Here is a 25,464-nt window from a genome sequence, read left to right as displayed (position 1 = left end):
GCGTTCGTGGTTCTCCCGCGGTGCTTCCGCATCGCCTTCGCGGTGGCCCCGTACCGACGCCCCGGGCCGGAGCGCGGTTGTCGTGGACCGGCGCTCGGCCACCGGCGCCCGCCCCGGGGAAACCTGTGCGCGCCCGCCCCGGGGAAGCCCGCGCACGCTCGCCCCGGGGAATTGGGCGGGCGCTGGGGGCCGCGTACCTGCGACACTGAGCCGCATGACCACGCTCAAGTCGAAGTTGCAGGAAGACCTCACCGCGGCGATCAAGGAGCGCGATGAGTTGCGCTCCTCGACGCTCCGGCTGACCCTCGCCGCCGTCACCAAGGAGGAGGTCGCGGGCAAGACCGCGCGTGAACTCTCCGACGACGAGGTGCAGAAGGTCATCGCGCGGGAGGCGAAGAAGCGCCGGGAGGCCGCCGAGGCCTTCGCCAAGGGCGGCCGTCCCGAGCAGGCCGAGCGCGAGCAGGCGGAGGGCGTGGTGCTCGACTCGTACCTGCCCAAGCAGCTCAGCGACGAGGAGTTGGGCGAGATCGTGGCCCAGGCGGTCGCGGAGGCGAAGGCGGCGGGTGCCGAGGGTCCGCGAGCCATGGGCCAGGTCATGAAGATCGTCAACCCGAAGGTGGCGGGGCTCGCCGAGGGCGGCCGGGTCGCCGCCGCGGTGAAGCAGCAGCTCGCCAACGGCTGACGGCGGTGGCCTGCCCCCGGTCGCAGCTCGCCACTAGCTGACGGCGGCAGCCCGGCCCCGGTCGCAGCTCGCGAACGGCTGACGGCGGCAACTCGCCCCAGCCCCACCTCGCGAGCACCCGACCGCGCCAGAGCAGCCCCAGCCCGCGTACGGCGGCAACCCGCGAACCCCGGGCGGCAGTAACGCGCCCCGCCCACCGCACCCGAAGAGGGGCGCTCCCCGGAACCCACCCCGGGAAGCGCCCCTCACTCATGTCACCACTCGACTCAGGTCACTGCTCAGGCACCACTCGTGCCACCGAGCCGCGCTCACGGCACCGCGCACTCAGGTCATCGCACGACCGCGGCGACTCCGGCCCGGCGCGGACCCGCGGACCCGCGGACCCGGCCGACCCGAGCGGCCTGTCCCTCACCGCACAGCCGAGGACCGAGGACCGAGGACCGAGAGCCGGGAACCGAGCCCCCGGCCCCCCTCACCGCAACGGCCCCCCGCCGTTCCCGTTGCCGTTTCCGCCGCCGTTGCCGTTGTCGCCCCCGCCGCCGTTGCCGCCGTTCCCCCCGCCGCCGATGAAGTCGGGCGGGAGGGAGATGCCGGGCCAGGGGCTGTCGTCGTCGCCGTTGCCGTCGTCGTCGGGTTTGTTGGGCTTGCCGCCGTCGCGCGGGGGCTTGGGGCGGTCCTGCTTGTCGCCGGGGATGTGGACGTCGGTGAAGCCGGGAGCCGGTTTGCCGTTCAGGGCGCCGGTCATGGCGTCCTTCCAGATCGGGCCGGGGACCTCGCCGCCGAAGACCTTGTCGTAGGGGACGCCGCCGATGCTGATGCCGACCATCCGGCGCTCGTGCTTGGGGTCGCCGACCCAGACGGCGCCGGAGAGGTTCGGCGTGTAGCCGACGAACCAGGCGGCGTAGCGGTTGTCGGTGGTACCGGTCTTGCCCGCGCTCGGGCGGGCCGCGCCGAGGCCGGCCTGCTTGCCGGTGCCGTCCTCGACCACGCCCTTGAGCAGGGCGCTGACGGTGTCGGCGGTCTTCGGCGACATGGCGCGGGTGCAGGTGGACTTGGGCACCCGCATGGCCTTGCCGTCGGGGCCGGTCACCGAGCCGATGGCGACGGGGGTGCAGTAGGTGCCGCGGGAGGCGAAGGTCGCGTAGGCGTTCGCCATCGTCAGGGGGGACATCTCCGAGCTGCCGAGCGCTATCGACGGCGTCTGCGGGATGGGCTGTCCGTTGGCGGGCTGCACGCCCATCCCCTTGGCCATCTCGATCACCGGGCAGATTCCGATGTCCGAGATCATCTGCACGTAGTAGGTGTTGACCGACTTCGCGGTCGCCTCCTTCATCGTGTAGGGGCCGCGCTCGGACTCGTTCTCGTTGGTGAGCTTCTCGTTGCCGTAGTTGTTCCACCGCTTGCCGTCGCACTGGGCGACCGGGCTCGGATAGGTCATCTCGTACGGCGAGGAGTAGCGCTTGCCCGCGGGGGTGCCGCGCTCCAGGGCCGCCGCGGCGACGATCGGCTTGAAGGTCGAGCCGGGCTGGTAGCCCGCGCCGCCGCCCATGCCGTGGTCGACGGAGAGGTTCATCGTCGTCTCGTCGGACTTGAAGCCGTACGGGCGGGACTGGCCCATGGCGAGGATCTTGCCGGTGCCGGGCTCGACCAGGGTGGCGGCGGTGGCGACCTCGTCGGACTGGTTCACATGGGCGCGCACCGAGTCCTGCACGGACTGCTGGGACTGCGGGTCGAGGGTGGTGCGCACGGTCAGGCCGCCCTGGTTCCACACCTTCACGCGGTCCTTGCGGGTCTTGCCGAAGACCCGGTCGTTGAGGAAGACCTCGCGGACGTAGTCGCAGAAGAAGCCCGCGCCCTGCACGGCGGTGATGCAGCCGTTCTTGGGCTGGCTGACCTTGAGGCCGAGCGGCTTGGCCTTGGCCGCCTTCGCCTCGGCGGCGGAGATGTCGTGCAGCTCGGCCATCCGGTCGAGCACGGTGTTGCGGCGCTTGGTCGCCTCCTCGGGGGAGGCCACCGGGTCGTAGCGGCTCGGCGACTGCACGAGTCCGGCGAGGAGCGCGGCCTGCTCCACGCCGAGGTCCTTGGCGGAGGTGGAGAAGTACCGCTCGGCGGCGGCCTCGATGCCGTAGGCCTGCTGACCGAAGAAGGTGATGTTGAGGTAGTTCTCCAGGATGCGCTTCTTGCCGAGCTCCTCCTCGACCTGGATCGCGTACTTGAGCTCGCGGATCTTGCGGCCGATGTTCTGCTGGGTGGCCTCGGCGACCTTGTCGGCGTTGTCGCCCGCCTCCTCGACGAAGACGTTCTTCACGTACTGCTGGGTCAGCGTCGAGGCGCCCTGGGCGACGCCGCCGCTCTGCGCGTTCTCGTTGAGGGCGCGCAGGATGCCCTTCATGTCGACCGCGCCGTGCTCGTAGAAGCGGGCGTCCTCGATCGCGATGATCGCCTTCTGCATGTACGGGGAGATCGACTTGAGGCCGACGACGGTGCGGTCGCGTTCGTAGACCGTGGCGATCTTGCCGCCCTGGTTGTCCAGGATGGTGGTGCGCTGGCTCAGCGGCGGGTGCTTCATGTTGGCGGGGATGTCGTCGAAGCCCTCGACGCTTCCCTTGGCCGCGAGTCCGAGCGCGCCCGCCGCGGGCAGCGCGACACCGGCCATCAGTGCTCCCGCGAGCACGCTGACCCCGAGGAACTTGGCAACCTGCTGGGCGGGGGACAGGCCGGAGCCCGGGCGCTTCTTTCCCATGGGGGCCAGCCTACGTTCCCAATCGCCGGACAGGCGTATATGCCTTGGCCTAAGCTGCTCTCAACTGTCACGGCAATGAGGCCTTGTGGCGCCCCTCCACCGTCCCCGAATCCGGTGGAGCCTGCCCCGAATCGCACAGTGCGTCACGAAGCGCCGGATTTACTCGCGTTGAACTGCCCTGCTATGCCGGGCTTGTCGCATATGCCCTCGGCTCACTCCGTTGGGTGATCTGCCGCGTACCCATAGTCCGTTCGGGCCATGCAAGATTGGGCCCGCAGGGGGTGTTGCGCTCTGCCCACGTTCCGTAACGTCCTCAACTGGCAGCGGTGCATATGCCGCTGTCGCCGTGGTGGGGGAGCCTCGATTCGGGAGAGGACGGCGCCGGTATGGGCTGGGTTACCGACTGGAGTGCGCAGGCGGCCTGTCGCACTACCGATCCGGATGAACTGTTCGTTCAAGGAGCAGCGCAGAACAGGGCCAAGGCGGTCTGCACCGGGTGTCCGGTGCGCACCGAGTGCCTGGCCGACGCGCTGGACAACCGCGTCGAGTTCGGCGTGTGGGGCGGGATGACGGAGCGGGAGCGCCGGGCGCTGCTGCGCCGCAGGCCGACCGTCACGTCCTGGCGCAGACTCCTGGAGACCGCGCGCTCGGAGTACGAGCGCGACGCGGGCCTGCTGCCCGTCGGCGAGGAGGACGAGGTCTTCGAGAGCTACGCGGCGGTCGGCTGACCGCCGCGGGGATCCCGCGCCGACCGCCAAGTGGTCCCCGGCGTCCGGCACTTGAGGCCGGGACGCGCTGCGGCGCGGCCCCATGCCGGCCACGGGTGCCTGCGGCCGCCGACACCTCCCGCCACGGACGGCCCGCGGGCGCGGCCGCGCACGACGCGGCACCCCATCGGCGCGCCCGTGCGTCAGGCCGCGCGCCCGTGCGTCAGGACGCGGCCTCCTCCGCGCCGCTCGCCGCGAGCCGCTCGCCGATGGTCCGCAGTCCGTCGAGGTCGTGTACGTCGCCGGGCAGCGCCGCCACCTCGGTCACGGCGACCTCGGGGTGCAGGGCGGCGAAGCGGTCCCGGGTGTGCTGTTCGCGTGCCAGGAGTTCCATGCGTTCGGCGTGCAGGCGCAGCAGTCCGGCGGTGATCTCGTCCACGCTCGGTCCTTCGGCGGGGGAGCCCTGGTCCTCGGTGGCCGTACCGGCGGCGCCCGCTGCCGGGACGGGATCGTCCGAACCGGCTTGCCGCGCGGGGGAGGCGGAGCCGGATCCGGTGTCGCCCCGGTCAGCTTTCCCGTCCCCGAGATCCACAATGCCGGCCTCGGAGAGGTTTTCCGCCGCCGCCAGCGCCCGCCGCGCCGACAGCTGGGCGGCCCCGCTGGTGTGCACCCGGTTCAGCACCAGACCGGCGAGCGGCATGTCCTCCGCGGCCAGGCGCTCGACGAAGTACGCCGCCTCGCGCAGCACGTCCCGCTCCGGGGCCGCGACCACCAGGAAGGCGGTGCCCGGCGCCTGGAGCAGCCGGTAGGTGGCGTCCGCGCGGGTGCGGAAACCGCCGAACATGGTGTCCATGGCGGCGACGAAGGTCTGCACGTCCCGCAGCAATTGGCCGCCGAGGAGCTTGCCGAGGGCGCCGGTCATCATCGACATCCCGGCGTTCAGGAACTTCATCCCGGCCCGGCCGCCGACCTTCGCGGGCGCCATCAGGACCCGGATCAGCCGGCCGTCCAGGAAGGAGCCGAGCCGCTTCGGGGCGTCCAGGAAGTCCAGGGCCGAGCGCGAGGGCGGGGTGTCCACCACGATCAGGTCCCACTCCTCGCGGGAGCGCAGCTGGCCCAGCTTCTCCATCGCCATGTACTCCTGCGTACCGGCGAATCCGGCCGAGAGCGACTGGTAGAAGGGGTTGTTCAGGATGGCGGCGGCCCGCTCGCCGTCCGCGTGCGCCTCGACGATCTCGTCGAAGGTGCGCTTCATGTCCAGCATCATGGCGTGCAGTTCGCCCTCGCCCTTGATGTCCGGGACCCGCCGCGGGGTGTTGTCCAGCTCGTCGATGCCCATCGACTGGGCCAGCCTGCGCGCCGGGTCGATGGTGAGGACGACGACCTTGCGGCCGCGTTCGGCGGCGCGCAGGCCGAGGGCGGCCGCCGTGGTCGTCTTGCCCACCCCGCCGCTGCCGCAGCACACCACGATGCGGGTGCCGGGGTCGTCGAGCAGGGCGTCCACGCCGAGCGCGGGCGGGGTCTCGTCCAGGGGCTCCGGGGCCGCGTCGTCCAGGGTCATGCCACTCCCTGCTTCCGCAAGATCTTGGCGAGCCGGTAGAGCCCGGCGAGGTCCAACCCCCCGGCGAGGAAGGGGAGTTCGTGCAAGGGCAGGTCGAGCTCGGCGAGCACCTCGCGCTGGCCGCTCTCCAGGGCGAAGCGCTCCGCGTACTCCCCGGCCTGCTCCAACAGCGGGGTCACCAGGCGCTCGGCGCCGCCGCCCCGGCGCGCCCCGCCGAGCCCGGCCGCCGAGAGCGACTTGGCGAGGGCGGCGCGCGGCGGCGTCTCGCGCACCCGCCGGAGCGCCGCCTCGTCGAGCACCTCGGGCCGGACCATGTTCACCATCACGCGGCCCACCGGCAGCTTCGCCGCGCGCAGTTCGGTGATGCCGTCCACGGTCTCCTGCACCGGCATCTCCTCAAGGAGGGAGACCAGGTGCACGGCGGTGTCCCGGGACTTCAGGGTGCGCATCACGGCCTGCGCCTGATTGTGTATCGGGCCGACCTTGGCGAGCCCGGCCACCTCCTCGTTGACCCCGAGGAAGCGGGTGATCCGGCCGGTGGGCGGGGCGTCCATCACCACGTGGTCGTAGGCGTACCGGCCCGCCTTGTCCTTGCGGCGGACCGCCTCGCAGGTCTTGCCGGTCAGCAGCACGTCCCGCAGCCCGGGGGCGATGGTGGTCGCGAAGTCGATGGCGCCGAGCTTGCGCAGGGCCCGGCCCGCGCCGCCCAGCTTGTAGAACATCTGGAGGTAGTCGAGGAGGGCCAGTTCCGGGTCGATGGCGAGCGCGAAGACCTCACCGCCCCCGGGCGCCACCGCGATCTTGCGCTCCTCGTACGGCAGCGGGGCCGTCTCGAAGAGCTGCGCGATGCCCTGCCGGCCCTCCACCTCGACGAGGAGGGTCCGCTTGCCCGCCGTGGCGAGGGCGAGCGCGAGTGCGGCGGCCACCGTGGTCTTGCCGGTACCGCCCTTGCCGCTGACGACCTGGAACCTGCTCACACATGCGAGCCTAACCAGTGCCGCGCCCCGCTACGCACCGAGCGGGCGGCGGCGGGAGGGGGATCACACCGCCCGCGGCCCCGCGGCCCGCGCGGCGGCGGGCCCGGCCCGGCTTGCCGATAGGCTCGCCCCCATGACCAAGTGGGAATACGCCACCGTGCCCCTTCTCGTGCACGCGACCAAGCAGATCCTGGACACCTGGGGCGAGGACGGCTGGGAGCTCGTCCAGGTCGTGCCCGGGCCCAACGCCGAACAGCTCGTTGCCTATCTGAAGCGGGAGAAGTCCTGATGAGCGGCGCAGTCGAGGCCAAGCTCGCCGAGCTCGGCCACCGCCTTCCGGAGGTCGTCCCGCCGCTCGCGGCCTACCAGCCCGCCGTGCAGAGCGGGGTGTACGTCTACACCTCCGGCCAGGTGCCGATGGTCGACGGCAAGCTGCACGTCACCGGCAAGGTCGGCGCCGAGGTGACCGCCGAGGAGGCCAAGGAGCTCGCCCGCGTCTGCGCGCTGAACGCCCTGGCCGCCGTCAAATCGGTCGCCGGGGACCTCGACCGGATCGCCCGGGTCGTCAAGGTCACCGGCTTCGTCGCCTCCGCCGCCGACTTCACCGGCCAGCCCGGCGTCATCAACGGCGCCAGCGAACTCCTCGGTGCCGCCCTCGGCGACAAGGGGGTGCACGCCCGCAGCGCGGTCGGTGTCGCCTCGCTGCCGCTGGACGCGCCGGTCGAGGTCGAGGTCCAGGTGGAGCTGACCGAGGCCTGAGCCGCGGTCCGCAGCGGTACCCCGCCTGCCGTACGCCGCATCCCGCATCCCGTACGCCGTACGCCGTGTCCCGCACGGCGTACGGCGCGAGGCGGCGGAGCACCGGGAGTCTCCGGTTCCGGGGCCTCTCGAACATCCGTCCCGCAGCGGATAGCCTCCGGCCATGGCGAACGCAGAGTCCGACGAGCCGCAGTCCCGGAGCCAGGCCTTCCCGCCCGAGTGGCCCGCCCGCATCCGCGCGCTCGCGGCCGGGGAGCTCACCCCGGTCACCCCGCGCCGCGCCGCCACCGTGATGCTGCTGCGCGACGCCCCCGCCGGCGTCGAGGTGCACATGCTGCGCCGCCGCACCTCGATGGCCTTCGCCTCCGGCGCCTACGCCTACCCGGGCGGCGGCGTCGACCCCCGCGACGACGAGGCGCACGTCCGCTGGGCGGGCCCCGGCCGCGCCGACTGGGCCGCGCGCCTCGGCGTCGATGAGAGCACCGCCCAGGCCATCGTCTGCGCGGCGGTACGCGAGACGTACGAGGAGGCGGGCGTGCTGCTCGCCGGGCCCGAGGAGGGCACCGTCGTCGCCGACACCACCGGGGCCGACTGGGAGGCCGACCGCGCCGCCCTCATCGCCCACGAACTCTCCTTCGCGGAATTCCTCGACCGGCGCGGCCTGGTGCTGCGCTCCGATCTGCTCGGGGCCTGGACCCGCTGGATCACCCCGGAGTTCGAGCCCCGCCGCTACGACACCTTCTTCTTCGTGGCCGCCCTCCCGGCCGGGCAGCGCACCCTCGTGCACGGCCGGGGCCCCGAGCGCACCGAGGCCGACCTCTCGGTGTGGATCCGGCCCGAGGAGGCGGTCGCCGGGCAGGAGAAGGGCGAGATGGTGATGCTGCCGCCCACCCTCGCCACCCTGCGCGCCCTCGTCGGCCACCCGAGCGCGGCCGACGCGCTGGCCGCCGCCGCGCGGCAGGACCTGGAGCCGGTGATCGCCCGCGCCCGCGTCGAGGACGGCGAGGTGGTCCTGACCTGGCCGCGGCACGCCGAGTTCACCACCCGCATGCCGGCCGCGGAGCCGGGGCGGCCGACGGGCTGAGCGCGGCGACCGGGGCCCCGCGGGCGCGCCCCGGAAGAACACCGTGTGACAAGTTTCCGACGGGAGCCCGCGGGGGCTCGCGCGCCGACCACCATGGGAAACGGGCCGCCCGCCGCGACCCGCGCCCCGTACCGCCGCTACCGTCGTAACCGCCACCCACGCACGCCCGACCGGGGGGATCCCGCCCATGACCGACGCCGCAGCCCTTCCCGGCCAGCCCCGCGGAGGCGTGCTCTCCGGGCCGGCCACCGACCGCGCCGTGAACGTCCTCGCGCCGAACCCCTCCGCGATGACCCTGGACGGCACCAACACCTGGCTGGTCTCCGAACCGGACTCCGAACTCGCCGTCGTCATCGACCCGGGGCCGCTGGACGAGAGCCATCTGCGCCGGGTCCTCGACGCCGCCGAGCAGGCGGGCAAGCGCGTCGCGCTGACCCTGCTCACCCACGGCCACCCGGACCACGCCGAGGGCGCCGGGCGGTTCGCCGCGCTCACCGGTACCAAGGTCCGCGCGCTCGACCCGGCGCTGCGGCTCGGCGACGAGGGCCTGGCGGAGGGGGAGGTGGTCGCCCTCGGCGGCCTCGAACTGCGGGTGGTGGGGACCCCGGGCCACACCGCCGACTCGCTCTGCTTCCATCTGCCCGCCGACCGGGCGGTGCTGACCGGGGACACCGTCCTCGGCCGCGGCACCACGGTCGTCGCCCACCCCGACGGCCGCCTCGGCGACTACCTGGACTCCCTGCGCCGGCTGCGCTCGCTCACCGTCGACGACGGCGTCCACACCGTGCTGCCCGGCCACGGCCCGGTCCTCCAGGACGCCCAGGGGGCGGTGGAGTTCTACCTCGCCCACCGCGCCAACCGGCTCGCCCAGGTCGAGACCGCGGTCGAGAACGGCCACACCACCGCCGCCGAGGTGGTCGCGCACGTCTACGCGGACGTGGACCGCTCCCTGTGGCCCGCCGCCGAACTCTCGGTCCGCGCCCAGCTCACATACCTCCGCGAGCACGGGCTCATCGGCTGAACACCCCCGGCCGCCCTGCTCCCTTTGCGCTCCCCTTGTTCGGCCTGTCCGGACTGTTCGGCTGATGCGGCGTGTTCAGCTCGTTCAGCTTGCCGGGTTCTCCTCGGACTTCACCCCGTGCACCCGGGCGTACTCGGCGGCCAGCCACGGCCCGAGGTCCTCGGTGAAGGCGGCGAGCAGGGCGCGGTCCGCGAGCGGTTCCCTGGCCACCGCGGCGGCCCGCCGCATCTGGGCGCCCCGCTTCGGATAGCACTCGCCGAAGGCCAGGGCCGAGGCGTCCAGCTCACTGGTCCAGGCGTTCAGCCGGGGCATCACGAGCGTGAACCCGGTCCGTACCAGCTTGCGGGCGAAGGCCCGGCACAGCAGGCGCAGTTCGGCGTCCGTACGGGCCCGCGCCACCCGCTCGCGCCAGAGCGGCAGCCGGGCACCGAGATCGCCGTTGGTCTCGCGGGCGAGCAGCGAGGAGGGCCGGTAGCGCGGCAGCAGCGGTACGTGGTCGGTGCCGAACCAGGGGGTGCACAGACAGGCCAGGAACCAGCCGCCGTCGTGGCGTTCGGCGGGGCTCAGCAGGCGCTCCCGGCCCATCAGGAGGATGCCCGCGCCGTCGATCTGCCGGAACTCCTCGTCGAGCCCGGCTTCCAGCTCCCCGGCCGCCGCCCGGTCGGCGGGCCCGGGCTCCCGGGTGAGGACGAGCAGCAGGTCCAGGTCGCTGCGGCCGGCCCGCGCGGTGCCGCGCGGCACCGAACCGTACAGATACGCGCCGTCCAGCCGATCCGCGAAGGCCTCTTCGAGCCGGGGCCGGGCAGCGGCGAGCACCGCGTCGAAGGGCGGTTGCACCCGCGAGAGCGCACCCTCGGGTACGAAGAAGCCCTGGTCGTCGAGTCCCGTTCCGGCGCGCATGCCCCCACTCTGCGCGAGAGCGGGGGCGGGGCGCGCCTGCTTTTCCGGGGCTGTCGGGCCAGGGCCTTCGGTGCGGGTGGGGCCGGGCGCCGGGTGCCGGGCGGTCCGGGGTGTCAGCGCGAGCGCTTGGCCAGCCGCTCCACGTCGAGCAGGATGACCGCCCGCGCCTCCAGGCGCAGCCAGCCGCGTCCGGCGAAGTCGGCGAGCGCCTTGTTGACCGTCTCGCGGGAGGCGCCGACGAGCTGCGCCAGCTCCTCCTGGGTGAGGTCGTGCACCACGTGGATGCCCTCCTCGGACTGCACGCCGAAGCGGCGCGAGAGGTCGAGCAGGGCGCGCGCGACGCGGCCGGGGACGTCCGAGAACACCAGGTCGGACATCTGGTCGTTGGTCTTGCGCAGGCGCCGGGCGACGGCGCGCAGCAGGGCGGCGGCCACCTCGGGGCGGGCGTTCAGCCAGGGCTGGAGGTCGCCGTGGCCGAGGCCGAGCAGCTTGACCTCGGTCAGCGCGGTGGCCGTGGCCGTACGCGGGCCCGGGTCGAAGAGGGACAGCTCACCGATCAGCTCGCCGGGGCCGAGCACCGCGAGCATGTTCTCGCGCCCGTCCGGGGAGGTCCGGTGCAGCTTCACCTTGCCCTCGGTGACCACGTAGAGGCGGTCGCCGGGGTCGCCCTCGTGGAAGAGGGCGTCACCACGCGCCAGCGTGGCCTCGCTCATGGAGGCGCGCAGCTCCGCCGCCTGCTCGTCATCGAGCGCCGCGAAGAGCGGGGCGCGCCGCAGAACGTCGTCCACGAGTTCTCTCCTTGTCGGCTTGTCAGGGGACCTTGCTCCCCTTTTGCCGGAGGGTTGCGGGAGGGTCCGCACAGTGCGATCAGTCACAAGTCTGCCGCACGGGCGTGCGTTGCCGTGCAGGAGGGGGCCAATTGGGGGCCCGGGCGCCCCGTGGCCGCCGGGTGTCCGTACCGGCCGGTAGACCGAACGGGTGCCGCAAAACCCCGGTGGGAGCGCGCCCCGGGCGGCCTCGCCGCGATCCGGCGGCGCGAATTCCGCTCTGGGCGAACAGCCCCTCGCCCGGGCGCCAAGAGGCCCATTCTGCGCGCTCCCGGACGGCGGGGGTCGGGTTTCGGACAGCGGTCACGGTGGCGCGGGTACGGAGCGGGAGGCCGCCGGGGTGTGGGGCCTCCTGGTCCGGAGCCCCCGCCGCCGGTTTCCGCACCCGCTGTCACCGGCGGCCCGTAGGCTGCCCGCATGGTGAAGAGTTCCGAGTCCGGGACGCAGGCCCGGCCCGCGGCGGAGAAGACCGGCGGGAAGAGAACGGCGGCAAAGAAGACGGCGACGAAGACGGCGACGACGGCGAAGAAGACCCCGGCGGCCAAGAGCGCTGCCGCGAAGAAGAGCGGTGCCGCGAAGAAGAGCACCGCCGGGAAGAAGACCGCGGCGCCGAAGAAGGCCGCGAAGACCACGGCTTCGAAGACCACGGCAGCGAAGAAGACCGCGGCTGCCAAGAAGCAGGCCCCCGCGGCCGGTGCCGCCGCCCGTGCGCCGGAGAGCCACACCGCCCTGGTCCGCCGGGCGCGCAAGATCAACCGCGAGCTGGCCGAGGTCTACTCGTACGCCCATCCCGAGCTGGACTTCGAGAACCCGTACCAGCTGCTGCTCGCCACCGTGCTCTCCGCGCAGACCACCGACCTGCGGGTCAACCAGACCACGCCCGGGCTCTTCGCCCGCTATCCGGAGCCCGAGGACCTCGCCGCGGCCAACCCGGAGGAGGTCGAGGAGCTGATCAGGCCGACCGGCTTCTTCCGCGCCAAGACCAAGTCGATCATGGGTATCGCGCGGGCCGTCCGGGACGAGTTCGGCGGCGAGGTGCCGGGACGGCTAGAGGATCTGGTGAAGCTGCCGGGCGTCGGCCGCAAGACCGCCTTCGTGGTCCTCGGCAACGCCTTCGGGGTGCCCGGCATCACCGTGGACACCCACTTCGGGCGGCTGGTGCGGCGCTGGCGGTGGACCGAGGAGACCGATCCGGACAAGGTCGAGCGGGCGGTCGGCGCGCTCTTCCCGAAGAGCGAGTGGACCGAGCTCTCACACCGGGTGATCTTCCACGGCCGCCGCATCTGCCACTCCCGCAAACCGGCCTGCGGCGCCTGCCCGATCACCCCGCTCTGCCCGGCGTACGGCGAGGGCGAGACCGACCCGGAGAAGGCGCGGAAGCTGCTCAAGTACGAGATGGGCGGCATGCCGGGCCAGCGCCTGAAACCCCCGCCGGACTACCCGGGCAAACCCGCCCCGCCGCTCGGCGCCGCCTGAGTCCCCGACCGCCCGCCGCGCCCGCCGCACTCCGCGGCCGGGCGGTACGGAGCACGGGCCGTACAGGGAGAGGCGGAACGAAAGGCGGGTGGCGGGGCGTTGGGGACTGGAGAGCCGGGGACCGGGAGACGGAGGCCGGAACAGGCCGGGGAACGAGGAAGGGGGTGCCGATGACACACGCGAGCCAGGCCGGACACGCTGCCCCCGCGGGGCGGCCGCGCGGCCCCGGGAGACAGCCGGTGGGATCTGAGGAGCCGGTGCGGTTGCGCAGGGAAGGGCTGCCGCGCTGGCTGGACCCGGTCCTCGATGCCGTGGACACCGTCGAGCCCACCCAGCTCAGCCGCTTCCTGCCCCCCGAGGACGGCGGCGGCCGCCAGTCCGCCGTGCTCATCCTCTTCGGCGAGGGCGAGAACGGCCCCGAACTGCTCCTGATGGAACGCGCGGGCACCCTGCGCTCGCACGCCGGCCAGCCCTCCTTCCCCGGCGGCGCCCTCGACCCGGAGGACGGCGACCCGCACGGCGAGGGCCCGCTGCGCGCGGCCCTGCGCGAGGCCGAGGAGGAGACCGGCCTCGACCCGGCGGGGGTGCAGCTCTTCGGGCTGCTGCCCAAGCTGTACATCCCGGTGAGCGAGTTCGTGGTCACCCCGGTGCTCGGCTGGTGGCGGGCGCCCTCCCCGGTCGGCGTGGTCGACCCCGCCGAGACCGCCCGGGTGTTCACGGTGCCCGTGGCCGATCTCACGGACCCGGCGAACCGCGCGACCTGCGTCCACCCGCGGGGCTTCACCGGCCCTGCCTTCCTCGTCGCCTCCGCTCTGGTCTGGGGTTTCACCGCCGGAGTGATCGACCGGCTGCTGCACTACGCGGGCTGGGAGCGCCCCTGGGACCGGGAGCGGAAGATCCCGCTCGACTGGCACTCATGACAAGGTGGCCCCCGTCATGTGTACGACCGGGACCGCGCCCCGCCGCGGCCCCGGAACGATTCTCCCGGCACGGCGGCCCGCCCCCGGACCCCGCCGGACGGCCCGGGCGCGGGACCTGAGGATCGCGAGGTGAGGCGAGGCTTGATTCGGTGAACGTGCTGGACTTCCTGCTGGCGGCGGCCGCCGTGTGGTTCGCGGTGATCGGCTACCGCCAGGGCTTCATCGTGGGCATCCTGTCCGTCGTCGGCTTCCTCGGCGGCGGACTCGTCGCGGTCACCGTGCTGCCCCTGCTCTGGGACGCCGTGACCGACGACGCCGAGGTCGGCACCACCACCGCGGTCGTCGCCGTGGTGATCGTCATCGTCTGCGCCTCGATCGGGCAGGCCTTCACCACCCACCTCGGTAACCGGCTGCGCCGCCACCTCACCTGGTCCCCGGCCCGCGCCCTCGACGCCACCGGCGGCGCCCTGGTCAACGTCCTCGCGATGCTCCTGGTCGCCTGGCTCATCGGCTCCGCCCTCGCCCGCACCACCCTGCCCACCCTCGGCAAGGAGGTCCGCGGCTCCCAGGTGCTGCACGGCGTCTCCCGCGCGCTGCCGCACGAGGCCGACACCTGGTTCAACGACTTCTCCTCGGTCCTCGCCCAGAACGGCTTCCCGCAGGTCTTCAGCCCCTTCTCCGAGGAGCCCATCAAGGACGTCCGGCCGCCCGACCCGGCGCTCTCCGGCAGCCCGGTCGCCGAGCGCGCGAAGAAGTCCATCGTGAAGGTGGTCGGCACCGCCCAGGGCTGCGGCAAGGTCCTGGAGGGCACCGGCTTCGTCTTCGACGAGCGGCGCGTGATGACCAACGCCCATGTCGTCGGCGGGGTCGACGAGCCCACCGTCCAGATCGGCGGCGAGGGCAAGCTCTACGACGCCAAGGTGGTCCTCTACGACTGGCGCCGCGACATCGCCGTACTCGACGTGCCCCGGCTGAAGGCGCCCGCCCTGGAGTTCACCGACTCCGACGCGGACAGCGGCCGGAGCGCCATCGTCGCGGGCTTCCCGGAGAACGGCGCCTACGACGTCCGCCCGGCCCGCGTCCGCGGCCGCATCACCGCCAACGGCCCCGACATCTACCACCGCGGCAGCGTCCGGCGCGATGTCTACTCGCTGTACGCGACCGTGCGGCAGGGCAACTCCGGCGGACCGCTGCTCACCCCGGACGGCAAGGTCTACGGAGTGGTGTTCGCCAAGTCCCTGGACGACCCGGACACCGGCTACGCCCTCACCAACGACGAGGTGCGCGAGGACATCGACCGGGGACGCACGGCCGGCCAGGAGGTCGACAGCGACAGCTGCGCGCTCTGAGCTGCCCTGCTGTCTCGTCTGTCTCGTCGTCCGTGCTGTCCGGTCGTGCGAGTTGTCCGGTCGCCCGAGCTGTTCGGCTGTCCGTGGTGTCCGGCTGTCCGTGCTGTTCGGCCGTCCGAGTTGCCGGTCGTCCGTGCGTCCGGTTGCCGGAGCTGTCCGGTCGTCGGGGCGTACGTCAGACCGCCCGCGCGGGACGGTACGTCAGCCGTGCGGGCCGACCGGTCTTCGGCGGCGGCTGCCGACCCTGCCGCAGGGGCGGGCGCGGCCGGAAGGCGGCCCGGGCGGACAGCGCCGGACGGAGCCGCGGGAAGCGGGGAGCACCGCGGCCTCAGCCGCGGCTGGGATGCCGCAGCCGTGCCGACACCCAGCGGGCGCGTCGGCGCAGAATGCGGGGAATGCCGATGTCGGGAGAGCCGGAACCCCGGTCCCCCTTGGGCGGCCCGGCCTGCTGACGAGGGGTCAGAGAGGCTCCTGAGCCGCGGCGGCGTGCTGCGTCACTGTAGTCGTGAGTCCAGCCCATACCCCGACGTCTGCCCGGGCCTCAAGGTCGGTAACCGCGGCTCGCACACCCAAATCGGTCCCGAAAACCGGTTCGGTGGACGGGAGTTCGGACCGGGCGGCAGGGCGGTCCCGGACCGGGTGCCGCCGGGCGCTCAGCGGTCCGGCTCGGGGTCCTTCAGCCAGTTCACCAGCTCGGTGGAGAAGGCGACCGGGTCCTCCTCGTGCGGGAAGTGCCCGAGCCCGTCGAACAGCCGCCAGCGGTACGGGGCTTCGACGTACTCGCCGGAACCGGCCGAGCTGCGCACCCGCATCACCGGGTCGAGCGAGCCGTGCAGATGCAGCGTCGGCACCCGCACCGGCCGCTTCATCCGGCGGTTGAACTGGAAGCCGTCCGGCCGCAGCAGCGAGCGCACCATCCAGCGGTACGGCTCGATCGCGCAGTGCGCCGCGGAGGGGATGCACATCGCCCGGCGGTACATCCGCACCGCCTCCTCCTCCAGCGGCACCGGCCCCGACCAGTCCCGCATCAGCTCGCCGACCAGGGCGCCGTCGTCGGCGACCAGCTGCCGCTCGGGGATCCAGGGCCGCTGGAAGCCCCAGACGCAGGAGTTCGCCGCGGACTGCCGCGCGTCGCCGAGCATGGCGCTGCGCCAGCGGCGCGGATGCGGCATCGAGGTCACCGCGAGCCGGCGCACCAGCTTCGGCCGCATCACCGCAGCCGTCCAGGCCAGATAGCCGCCCAGGTCGTGGCCGACCAGCGCCGCGTCGGGCTCGCCGAGGGAGCGCACCACACCGGTGATGTCGAGCGCCAGGTTCGGCGGGTCGTAGCCCCGGGGGGTGCGGTCGCTGCCGCCCACTCCGCGCAGGTCCATTGCCACCGCCCGGAATCCCGCGTCCGCCAGGGCGGTCATCTGATGGCGCCAGGTCCACCAGAACTGCGGGAAGCCGTGCAGCAGCATGACGAGCGGCCCCTCGCCCAGTTCCGCGATGTGGAAGCGTGCGCCGTTGGCTGCGACATCGCGGTGGGTCCAGGGGCCGTCGACACGTACGACCGAGGCCGGCTGCGCCGAGTGGGTGGCAGGGTCTGTCATGGAGTCGAGCGTGCCACAGCCTTCCGTTCACCGGCGCTCGGCAGCGCCGTCGCGTCGGTGGCACCGATCGCACGCGGGTGCGGCTTGGCGTGCTGCAGCACCGCCGCCGTCTCCTTGGCGGAGGCGACCGCCTTCTGCGGGCCGCCGCCCTGCTTGGCCTTCTTCAGGAAGACCACGCCGACCAGCGCGATCAGCCCGGCGAGCAGCACGCTCGCGGCGAAGGACAGCAGGAAGCAGACCGACAGATGCCAGTCGCTCCAGGCGTGGATGCCGTAGGCGAGGGCGAAGCTCAGCATCGGCAGCGAGAAGATCAGCAGCGCGCCCGCCACGGTGAAGGCAGCCGAGCCCACACCCGCGCGCTTGACGTCCTGTCGCAGCTGGGCCTTGGCGAGCGCGATCTCGTCGTGCACCAGGGCGGACAGCTCACCGGTCGCGTGCGCGACCAGCTGGCCGAGACTGCGTTCTGCGCCGACGGGGCCGTCGGTGTGGCTCATCGCGTTCTCACTTTCCTTGGCGTTCCCTTGCTTCCTCGGCGTCCGGCCGGTGCGGGCGGCGTGCTCCCGCCTTCGCCGGACAGGCCCGTCAGCTACGGGAACTGACGTGCCGTAGAACGTTTCTGGTCACAGATCATGCCGGACGCTCGTCCGCGGCGCTTCCCCCGCCCGCCACTTGGGCACGCCTGCGGTGTTCCGCGGCCCTCTTCTCCAGGAGCTCCGCCATCCGCAGGTGGTACTCGGGGTCGCCCGTCTCGTAGATGTCGGGGATCCCGTCCTGGTCCTCGTCGCGCTCCTCGTCCTCGTACATCCCGCGGTAGCGGGCGTTGCGGATCTTCAGGAGCACTGTGGCGCAGACCGCGGCGATCAGCGAGCCGGTGAGTACGGCCGCCTTGACCTCCTCGGTGAGCGCCGGGTCCCCGGTGAAGGCCAGCTCCCCGATCAGGAGCGAGACCGTGAAGCCGATCCCGGCCAGCACGGCGACCGCGAACACATCGGGCCAGGCCAGCTCCTCCCCGAGTTCCGCCCGGGTGAAACGGGCCGTGAGCCAGGTCCCGACGAAGATCCCCACCGTCTTGCCCACCACCAGGCCGAGCACCACGCCCAGCGTCTCAGGGGTGCCGAACACCTCCGCGAGCGCGCCGCCCGAGACCGCGACCCCGGCGCTGAACAGGGCGAACAGCGGCACCGCGAGCCCCGCCGACACCGGCCGCACCAGATGCTCCACGCGTTCACCCGGGGAGCGCTCCTCGCCCTCGCGCCGCGTGCAGCGCAGCATCAGGCCCATGGCCACCCCGGCGATGGTCGCGTGCACGCCGCTGTTGTACATCAGCCCCCAGATCACCAGCGCGAGCGGTACGTAGAGGTACCAGCCCCGCACCTCGCGGCGCAGCAGCAGCCAGAAGACGGCGAGGCCCGCGGCGGCCCCGCCGAGCGCGGCGAAGTTCAGCTCGCCGGTGAAGAAGACCGCGATGATCAGGATCGCGAAGAGGTCGTCCACCACCGCGAGGGTGAGCAGGAAGGCGCGCAGGGCCGAGGGCAGCGAGGTCCCGATGACGGCGAGTACGGCGAGGGCGAAGGCGATATCGGTGGCGGTGGGTACCGCCCAGCCGTCCGCCGAACCGCCGCCCGCCGTGTTGACCAGCAGATACACCAGCGCGGGCGCCGCCATGCCGCAGAGCGCCGCGATCACCGGCAGCATCGCGGCCTTCGGGTCGCGCAGATCCCCGGCGACGAGTTCGCGCTTCAGCTCGGCACCCGCGACGAAGAAGAAGACCGCGAGCAGCCCGTCCGCCGCCCAGTGCTGCACCGACAGGTCCAGGCCCAGCGCGCCGGGCCCCAGGTGCGCGGTACGCACGGACTCGTAGCTGTCCTTGAGCGGGGTGTTCGCCCAGATCAGGGCGGCGATCGCGGCGAGGAGGAGCAGGACTCCGCCCACGGTCTCGGTGCGCAGCGCGTTCACCACGAAGTTCCGCTCGGTCAGCGAGAGCCTGGCGAGAACCTTGGGGCGGGGGGTGGGCGCGGCCATGCGGAGGGCCTCCGGTCGGTCGGCGAAAAGGGAACGCTGAAAGCGCTGCCGACCAGACTTCCCGGCACACCATGAAATTCGGCGCCCCTACTCGGCGGGTCTTGGGGGAGAGGGCGCGGGGTTCAGTTGTAGGTGGGGCTCAGTTTGCGTGGGCTCAGCTTGGGTGGGGCTCAGCTTGGGTGAGGTTGAGCTTAGACGGGGTTGAACTTAGACGGGTTGAGCTTAGTGGGTGAGGGGTGGCGGGGGAGGGGTGGAGAGGGGGCTGGAAGTGGCGGAGGTGATGGAGGTGCCGGAGGTGAAGGGGGCGGGGTGGCTGACAGGTAACAGATGACGGATGACAGATTTCAATAACTGTCATCCGTCATCCGTCATCCGTCATCCGTCATCTGTTATTTGTCAGCCGTCAGCCGTCAGCCGTCACCATCAACTGCCATCCGCCAATCGCCAGCCATCACCCATCAGCAGCGAAAGCCCTACCCCGCCGACCGTCCAGTCCCCGCACACACCACAGGGGCCACCGGATACCCGGCAGCCCCTGCGGCAATGGGCCCTTGTCGGTGCCCCCGAGCCCTCAGTCCTCGCTCGGCGCCGAAGGCAGCTTCGACTGGATGAGGTCCATGACGGAGGAGTCGGTCAGCGTGGTCACGTCACCGAGCTGGCGGTTCTCGGCGACGTCCCGCAGCAGCCGCCGCATGATCTTGCCGGACCGCGTCTTCGGCAGCTCGGCGACCGGCAGGATCCGCTTGGGCTTGGCGATCGGGCCGAGGGTCGCCGCCACGTGGTTGCGCAGGTCGGTGACCAGCCCCTCGTCCTCGTTCGCGCTGCCGCGCAGGATCACGAAGGCCACGATCGCCTGGCCGGTCGTCTCGTCCGCCGCGCCGACGACCGCTGCCTCGGCGACCGAGGGGTGCGAGACGAGGGCGGACTCCACCTCGGTGGTCGAGATGTTGTGCCCGGAGACGAGCATGACGTCGTCGACCCGGCCGAGCAGCCAGATGTCGCCGTCCTCGTCCTTCTTCGCGCCGTCGCCCGCGAAGTAGCGGTTCTCGAAGCGGGACCAGTAGGTGTCCAGGAAGCGCTGGTCGTCGCCCCAGATGGTGCGGAGCATCGAGGGCCACGGCTCGGTGAGCACCAGGTAGCCACCGCCGCCGTCCGGGACCTCGTTGGCCTCGTCGTCGACGACGGTCGCCGCGATACCCGGCAGCGCGCGCTGCGCGGACCCCGGCTTGGTCTCCGTCACGCCCGGCAGCGGGGAGATCATCATCGCGCCGGTCTCGGTCTGCCACCAGGTGTCCACGATCGGGCAGCGGTCGCCGCCGATGTGCTTGCGGTACCAGACCCAGGCCTCCGGGTTGATCGGCTCGCCCACCGAGCCGAGCACCCGCAGCGAGGACAGGTCGAACTTGGCGGGGATCTCGTCGCCCCACTTCATGAAGGTACGGATCGCCGTCGGCGCCGTATAGAGGATCGTGACCCCGTACTTCTGCACGATCTCCCAGAACCTCCCCTGGTGCGGGGTGTCCGGGGTGCCCTCGTAGATGACCTGGGTCGCGCCGTTCGAGAGCGGCCCGTAGGTGATGTACGAGTGGCCGGTGACCCAGCCGATGTCGGCCGTGCACCAGTACACGTCCGTCTCCGGCTTCAGGTCGAAGACGGCGTGGTGGGTGTACGAGGCCTGGGTGAGGTAGCCGCCGGAGGTGTGCAGGATGCCCTTCGGCTTCCCGGTGGTGCCGGAGGTGTAGAGGATGAACAGCGGCTGCTCGGCCTCGAAGGCCTCCGGGGTGTGCTCGGCGGACTGCCGCCCGGTGACCTCGTGCCACCACACGTCCCGGCCTTCGGTCCACTCGACATCCTGGCCGGTGCGCCGGACCACGAGGACCTTCTCGACCCCGCTGACCCGGGACACCGCGTCGTCCACGGCGGGCTTCAGCGCCGAGGGCTTGCCCCTGCGGTAGCCGCCGTCGGCGGTGATGACCAGCTTGGCGTCCGCGTCCTCGATGCGCGCCGCGATGGCGTCGGCGGAGAAGCCGCCGAAGACCACCGAGTGCGCGGCGCCGATGCGCGCGCAGGCCAGCATCGCCACGACCGCCTCGGGGATCATGGGCAGGTACACGGCCACTCGGTCGCCCTTGGTGACGCCGAGCTCGGTGAGCGCGTTCGCCGCCCGGCTGACCTCGTCCTTGAGCTCCGCGTAGGTGACGGCGCGGCTGTCGCCCGGCTCGCCCTCGAAGTGGATGGCGACGCGGTCGCCGTTGCCCGCCTCCACGTGGCGGTCCACGCAGTTGTAGGCGACGTTCAGCTTCCCGTCGGCGAACCACTTCGCGAAGGGCGGGTTCGACCAGTCCAGCGTCTCGGTGGGCTCGGTGGCCCAGGTGAGCCGCCGCGCCTGCTCCGCCCAGAACCCGAGCCGGTCGGCCTCGGCCCGCTCGTACGCCTCGGCCTTGACGTTCGCGTTCGCGGCCAGCTCGGCGGGGGGCGCGAAACGGCGCTCCTCCTTGAGCATGTTGGCGATCGACGGACGCTCGTTCATTCGCTGGCTCCCCACGTGCTGACACTGTCCCGTGTGGTGTAGACCATTTTTGTCATCGCGCGGATTCTTCAGCTCCGGTGTGACCTGGTCAACCCCTCCGATCCTGGCACCTCCGGCGGTACGGGTACAGGGGTACCGGACCGGGAGCGCCCGTGTCCTGCCGGGGCCGTACGGGGAGTGCGCCGGGAAAGCGCTGCTGCCCAGGACGAGATGGGGGCCTCCTGCCCCGGGTGCGCCGCGGCCCTCGCCTTCTCCGTCTTCTCCGTCCTTCCGTCTCTCGGTCTAGGCATGCACCCCTTCCCGCTCCCCGGGCGCCACCACGGAGAAGACCGGCTCCTCCCCGCTCAGCAGATACGCCTGGGCCTCGCCCACATGGAAGTACATGCCGTGCAGCGCGATCCTCCCTTCGGCCAGCCGCTTCGCCACCGACTCGTGCCGCCGCAGGTGCTCCAACTGCTGGACCACATTGCTGAGGCTGAGCAGTTCGGCCGCGTCCGCCGGCTCCCGCCCGGCCAGCCGCGGCCGCGGACCCTCGGCACCCTTCGCCCGTACGAGGCTGGGGAGCCCGTGCCGGAGCCAGCGCTCGAGCGGCGAGGACCCGCCCGCCGGTGGCGCGTTCAGCAGGGCTTGCACGGCGCCGCAGTCCGAGTGCCCGCACACCGTCACCGACTGCACTTCGAGTACGTCCACCGCGTAGTCGATCGCGGCGGCCACCGAGTCGTCGCCGCCCTCCGCGCCCGGCGGCGGGACCAGATTGCCGACGTTGCGTACGACGAAGAGGTCGCCGGGGCCGCTGGAGGTGATCATCGAGGTGACCAGCCGGGAGTCCGCACAGGTGAGGAAGAGCTGGGTCGGCCGCTGCCCTTCGCGGGCCAGGCGGGCCAGCTCCTCGCGCACCCGCGGGGCGGTGTCGCGCTGGAAGGCGCTGATCCCGCTGGCGAGTTGCCGCCCCGAGCGCGCCGCCTCCGGAGTCCTCCCGGCCCCGGTGGCCTCCGTACCGCCGGCCGCGGTCGCCACCGGGGCCTCGGCCGGTGGTCTGCCCTTGTCCGTACGGTCGCAGTGGTGGTTGCGCCAGGCTGTCCAGGGGCGGCAGCAGGAGAGGACCGCCCGGGCGGGTTCGGCGATCCGTCCTCCGGAGCGGGCGCTGATCTCGGCCGTGCCGCCCTGGGAGCGGTGGGAGTTCTGCCAGTCCTGGAGGGATTCGTAGGCGGCGTGGTCCATGAAGGAGCCGTCGAGTTCGACCAGGGCGTCCGCGCCGCGCGGCACCAGGTGCAGGACGCGGCTGAGCCGGGGGACGGCCAGGAAGGTCAACTGGCCGCGGACCCGCACATGATGCCTGCCCCCGGTGTCCTCCTCGTGGGTGATGCGGGTGCGGCTGAGCCGGTGCAGCGCGACGGCGACCGCGGTGGCGATGCCGAGACCGACCCCCTCGAGGACGCCGAGCAGGATCACGCCCGCCGCGGTCACCGCGTACACGGCCACCTCGCGGTGCCTGGTGACCGTACGGATGTGGTTGATGCTCACCATCTGCACCCCCACGGCCATCACCAGGGCGGCGAGGGCGGCGAGCGGGATCAGGTCGAGCACGGGCACGAGGACCAGCGCGGCGAGGACGATCCAGACCCCGTGCAGCACCGTGGAGTTGCGGCTCACCGCGCCCGCCCGGACATTGGCCGAGCTGCGGACGGCGACTCCGGTGACGGGCAGGCCGCCGAGCGCCCCGGAGACCATGTTGGCCAGGCCCTGGCCGCGCAGCTCGCGGTCGAGGTCGGCCCGGGGGATGTGCACCCGCGGCTCGGTGCGGGCGGTGGCGAGCTTGTCCACCGCGACGGCCGAGAGCAGCGATTCCACGCTGGCGACCAGGGTGATGGTGAGCACCGCCGCGAGCAGGCCGAGCACCGGACCCTCGGGCAGGTGGGGCAGGGCGTGGCTGGACCACGAGGGCAGGTCCACCCGCGGCAGCCGCAGTCCGGCCAGCGAGGCGAAGGCGGTGGCCGCCGCGACCGCGGCCAGGGCCGCCGGGACCGGCCGGGCGATGCGGCCCAGGCCACCGGGCAGGCGGGACCAGCCGAGGAGCACCAGGAGGGTGAGCGCGCTCGTGGCCAGCGCCGCGGGATGCACCCGGGCCAACTGGCCGGGCAGGGACTCCAGATTGGCGAGCACCGAGCTCTCCGGGGTGCCGCCGAGGACGATGTGCAGTTGGGCGAGGGCGATGGTGACGCCGATGCCCGCGAGCATGCCGTGCACGATGGCCGGGCTCACGGCCAGGGCCGACCGCGCCACCCGCAGGAAGCCGAGCGCCAGTTGGGCCGCTCCGGCGAGCACGGTGATGGCGCAGGTGGTGCGCCAGCCGTAGTGCTGGATGAGCTCGGCGGTCACCACGGTGAGTCCGGCGGCGGGGCCGCTGACCTGGAGCACCGAGCCGCCGAGCCGCCCGGCCACCAGGCCGCCGACGGCCGCGGCCACCAGGCCCGCCTGCAGCGGGGCGCCGGTCGCCAGGGCGATGCCGAGGGAGAGCGGCAGGGCGATGAGGAAGACCGCGATCGAGGCCGAGACGTCGGCGCCCGCGAGGCGCGGGCCGCGCGTGCGCGGGGGGCCGTGCGGGCTCTGGCCGGAGGTGGCGGGGGAGGTGTCGGGCAAGGGGCGTGGGCTGAGGTTCATGGGCCCGTCTCTTCATGAGTGGCGCGGTCGCGTGGGTGCTCGGAGGTCCCTGCTGCCAAGAGGGACGGCGCGGCCGTGGAACACCGCGTGCAGTGAGGTAGGGCAGTGGTGGGATGTCTCAACATTCAGTAAATGGACCGTAATGCAGAGTAAAGACGGGGGTCGAACATTTTCGGCAATCAGTCCAGATCTTCACCCGCGCGTGTGAATAGGTGTGCTGATCGGCTAGTCGGCCCGAACTGCCCCGGCAGGCATGCGAGGTTGGCGGCTCCCCGCGCTCCCGGGAACCCCTGACGGCCGCGCCCCCTCGCAGAAGCGCCCGGGCCGCCGCGGGCGCAGGCCCCGGCCGCGCGAGGGGCGACTCCCGGGAAAGAAGGTGGGCGAACCATGGCCGCCCTCGGCACAGGTGTACGACGGCTCGGCCTCGCCGCGGCCTTAACGGCGGCGCTGGCGGGCTGCTCCGGGCCGCCGCCCGACCCCGCCCGCGACACCCCGGACGCCCGGGCGGGCGCCTCGGCCCACCCCGTACGCCTGCTCGGCGACGGCTCCACCTCCTACACCGGCCCGCAGCCCGCCCTGCCCGAGCCCGTCCGGCTCGCGCCCGGGCGGCGGCCCCCGCAGTTCGTGGTCTTCACCTGGAGCGGCGCGGTCGAGGACGACCGCCGCCTGTTCTCCCACTTCCGCCAGGTCGCCAAGGACAACGGCGCCCGTATGACGTACTTCCTCAGCGGCCGGGACCTGCTGCGGGGCCTTCCGCCCGGTACCGGCAGCGGTCCGCCCCGGCGGCCCGCCCGTCGCGGGGCGGCGGCGCCTGCCGGGTCCACGGTCCGTGACACCGTGCGGCAGCTGCGCGGCGCCTGGCTCGGCGGCAACGAGATCGGCACCCTCCTCACCGGCCGCCCCTGCCGAGGCCAGAACGGCCCGGGCACGGCGCAGTGGAAGGCCGAACTCGCCCGCACCCGCTCCCTCGTACGGAACTGGAAGACGCACGCCGCCCTGCCCTACGAACCCGCCCTGCCCTTCGACTTCGACCGGGAACTCACCGGCGCCCGCACCCGCTGCCCCCAGGGCAGGGCGAGCTTCCTGCCCCTCGCGCGCGGACTCGGCCTGCGCTACGACAGCAGCGGCGCCGCCGGACAGGTCTGGCCGCGCAAGGCGGACGGGCTGTGGGACCTGTCCGTGCGCCGGGTCCCGCTGCCGGGCGGCGGCCTCCAGGTCCCGGCCACCGACCGGGACTTCATGGTCCGGCAGTCCGGCGGCCCGCAGGGCGACCCCGACCGGCAGGCGTACTGGGGCGACCAGTTCCGCGACGGGCTGCTCCAGGGCTTTCGCCGCGCCTACCGCGGCAACCGCGCGCCCCTGATCGTCGGCAACCACTTCGAGGACTGGAACGGCGGCGCCTACACACGGGCCGTCGAGGAGGCGATGCGGCGCCTGTGCCCGCAGCGCGAGGTGCGCTGCGTGTCCCTGCGGCAGCTCGCCGACTGGCTCGACGCCCAGGATCCGGAGCTGCTCGCCGAGCTCCGGGCGCTGCGGTCAGGCCAGGCCCCGCCAGGCGGTTGGGCCCGCTACCTCGCCTCCCGCCCGGTGCGCACGCCGAGCGGCGCCCCGGGCGCGCCCGCGCACCCCTGACCGCGCCCGGACGGTACGCAC

The 25,464-nt window shown here is 72.9% G+C and carries 20 protein-coding genes; 10 read left to right on the top strand and 10 right to left on the bottom strand.

The features are described 5' to 3' along the window. Positions 1-214: 214 nt before the first annotated feature. A complete protein-coding gene (locus MID12_RS12985) occupies positions 215-682 on the top strand; it encodes a GatB/YqeY domain-containing protein (RefSeq protein ID WP_168538064.1) in 468 nt (155 codons plus the stop codon). 472 nt (positions 683-1,154) lie between these two features. Here MID12_RS12985 and MID12_RS12980 read toward each other — a convergent pair whose 3' ends face one another. Beyond that, the gene (locus MID12_RS12980; RefSeq protein ID WP_263167145.1) at positions 1,155-3,425 is read right to left on the bottom strand and encodes a transglycosylase domain-containing protein; all 2,271 of its coding nucleotides are present in this window, start codon (positions 3,423-3,425) and stop codon (positions 1,155-1,157) included. Positions 3,426-3,811: 386 nt separating this feature from the next. On the opposite strand from MID12_RS12980, the gene MID12_RS12975 reads away from it, so the two are divergent. Then, a complete protein-coding gene (locus MID12_RS12975) occupies positions 3,812-4,153 on the top strand; it encodes a WhiB family transcriptional regulator (RefSeq protein WP_040250196.1) in 342 nt (113 codons plus the stop codon). Positions 4,154-4,355: 202 nt separating this feature from the next. On the opposite strand, the gene MID12_RS12970 is transcribed toward MID12_RS12975, so the two are convergent. Together MID12_RS12970 and MID12_RS12965 are read right to left on the bottom strand one after the other, a co-directional pair. Continuing rightward, on the bottom strand, positions 4,356-5,693 hold the full coding sequence (locus tag MID12_RS12970; protein WP_263167142.1) for an ArsA family ATPase: 1,338 nt from the start codon (positions 5,691-5,693) through the stop codon (positions 4,356-4,358). Continuing rightward, on the bottom strand, positions 5,690-6,670 hold the full coding sequence (locus MID12_RS12965; RefSeq protein ID WP_040250190.1) for an ArsA-related P-loop ATPase: 981 nt from the start codon (positions 6,668-6,670) through the stop codon (positions 5,690-5,692). Before MID12_RS12965 ends, MID12_RS12970 begins: the two co-directional genes overlap by 4 nt. A 133-nt stretch (positions 6,671-6,803) precedes the next feature. On the opposite strand from MID12_RS12965, the gene MID12_RS12960 reads away from it, so the two are divergent. The 4 genes from MID12_RS12960 to MID12_RS12945 all read left to right on the top strand — a co-directional run bounded on the left by MID12_RS12960 (position 6,804) and on the right by MID12_RS12945 (position 9,534). After that, on the top strand, positions 6,804-6,959 hold the full coding sequence (locus tag MID12_RS12960; protein WP_121791750.1) for a DUF4177 domain-containing protein: 156 nt from the start codon (positions 6,804-6,806) through the stop codon (positions 6,957-6,959). Continuing rightward, entirely contained in the window at positions 6,959-7,429 is a 471-nt protein-coding gene (locus tag MID12_RS12955) for a RidA family protein (protein WP_040250187.1), read from the top strand. Before MID12_RS12960 ends, MID12_RS12955 begins: the two co-directional genes overlap by 1 nt. Before the next feature lie 163 nt (positions 7,430-7,592). After that, complete coding sequence (locus MID12_RS12950) at positions 7,593-8,513, top strand: NUDIX hydrolase (RefSeq protein WP_263167133.1); 921 nt, start codon at positions 7,593-7,595, stop codon at positions 8,511-8,513. Positions 8,514-8,700: 187 nt separating this feature from the next. Beyond that, on the top strand, positions 8,701-9,534 hold the full coding sequence (locus MID12_RS12945) for an MBL fold metallo-hydrolase (protein ID WP_040250182.1): 834 nt from the start codon (positions 8,701-8,703) through the stop codon (positions 9,532-9,534). Positions 9,535-9,618: 84 nt separating this feature from the next. Here MID12_RS12945 and MID12_RS12940 read toward each other — a convergent pair whose 3' ends face one another. Both MID12_RS12940 and MID12_RS12935 read right to left on the bottom strand, forming a co-directional pair. Then, complete coding sequence (locus MID12_RS12940; protein ID WP_040250179.1) at positions 9,619-10,434, bottom strand: nucleotidyltransferase domain-containing protein; 816 nt, start codon at positions 10,432-10,434, stop codon at positions 9,619-9,621. 113 nt (positions 10,435-10,547) lie between these two features. Continuing rightward, positions 10,548-11,222, bottom strand: coding sequence for a Crp/Fnr family transcriptional regulator (locus MID12_RS12935; protein ID WP_040250176.1), 675 nt, complete (start codon positions 11,220-11,222; stop codon positions 10,548-10,550). A gap of 456 nt (positions 11,223-11,678) precedes the next feature. Here MID12_RS12935 and nth point away from each other — a divergent pair, with 456 nt between their 5' ends. The 3 genes from nth (at position 11,679) to MID12_RS12920 (ending at position 15,006) form a co-directional block, all read left to right on the top strand. After that, positions 11,679-12,737 (top strand): endonuclease III, encoded by a 1,059-nt coding sequence (nth, locus tag MID12_RS12930; protein ID WP_263167124.1) that lies wholly within the window; start codon positions 11,679-11,681, stop codon positions 12,735-12,737. A gap of 170 nt (positions 12,738-12,907) precedes the next feature. Next, complete coding sequence (locus MID12_RS12925; RefSeq protein WP_263167122.1) at positions 12,908-13,657, top strand: NUDIX hydrolase; 750 nt, start codon at positions 12,908-12,910, stop codon at positions 13,655-13,657. 149 nt (positions 13,658-13,806) lie between these two features. Further along, positions 13,807-15,006, top strand: coding sequence for a MarP family serine protease (locus tag MID12_RS12920; protein ID WP_040250167.1), 1,200 nt, complete (start codon positions 13,807-13,809; stop codon positions 15,004-15,006). Between the two features lie 653 nt (positions 15,007-15,659). On the opposite strand, the gene MID12_RS12910 is transcribed toward MID12_RS12920, so the two are convergent. The 5 genes from MID12_RS12910 to MID12_RS12890 form a co-directional block, all read right to left on the bottom strand. After that, positions 15,660-16,598: an alpha/beta fold hydrolase gene (locus MID12_RS12910; protein WP_040250164.1), complete on the bottom strand. Its 939-nt coding sequence runs from the start codon at positions 16,596-16,598 to the stop codon at positions 15,660-15,662. Beyond that, the gene (locus tag MID12_RS12905; protein ID WP_263167114.1) at positions 16,595-17,092 is read right to left on the bottom strand and encodes a phage holin family protein; all 498 of its coding nucleotides are present in this window, start codon (positions 17,090-17,092) and stop codon (positions 16,595-16,597) included. Before MID12_RS12905 ends, MID12_RS12910 begins: the two co-directional genes overlap by 4 nt. A 133-nt stretch (positions 17,093-17,225) precedes the next feature. Then, on the bottom strand, positions 17,226-18,620 hold the full coding sequence (gene nhaA, locus MID12_RS12900) for a Na+/H+ antiporter NhaA (protein ID WP_263167112.1): 1,395 nt from the start codon (positions 18,618-18,620) through the stop codon (positions 17,226-17,228). Positions 18,621-19,191: 571 nt separating this feature from the next. After that, a complete protein-coding gene (gene acs / locus MID12_RS12895) occupies positions 19,192-21,150 on the bottom strand; it encodes an acetate--CoA ligase (protein WP_040250155.1) in 1,959 nt (652 codons plus the stop codon). 282 nt (positions 21,151-21,432) lie between these two features. Further along, complete coding sequence (locus tag MID12_RS12890; protein WP_263167109.1) at positions 21,433-23,811, bottom strand: bifunctional SulP family inorganic anion transporter/carbonic anhydrase; 2,379 nt, start codon at positions 23,809-23,811, stop codon at positions 21,433-21,435. Positions 23,812-24,198: 387 nt separating this feature from the next. On the opposite strand from MID12_RS12890, the gene MID12_RS12885 reads away from it, so the two are divergent. After that, positions 24,199-25,443, top strand: a complete 1,245-nt coding sequence (locus MID12_RS12885) for a hypothetical protein (protein ID WP_263167105.1) — start codon at positions 24,199-24,201, stop codon at positions 25,441-25,443. Positions 25,444-25,464: the final 21 nt, after the last annotated feature.

The sequence above is a fragment of the Streptomyces sp. SCSIO ZS0520 genome, from assembly GCF_025643355.1.
Lineage (GTDB): Bacteria > Actinomycetota > Actinomycetes > Streptomycetales > Streptomycetaceae > Streptomyces > Streptomyces physcomitrii.
Note: the sequence above shows the minus strand (reverse complement) of the source record. Positions and strands in the feature narration are given on the sequence as shown.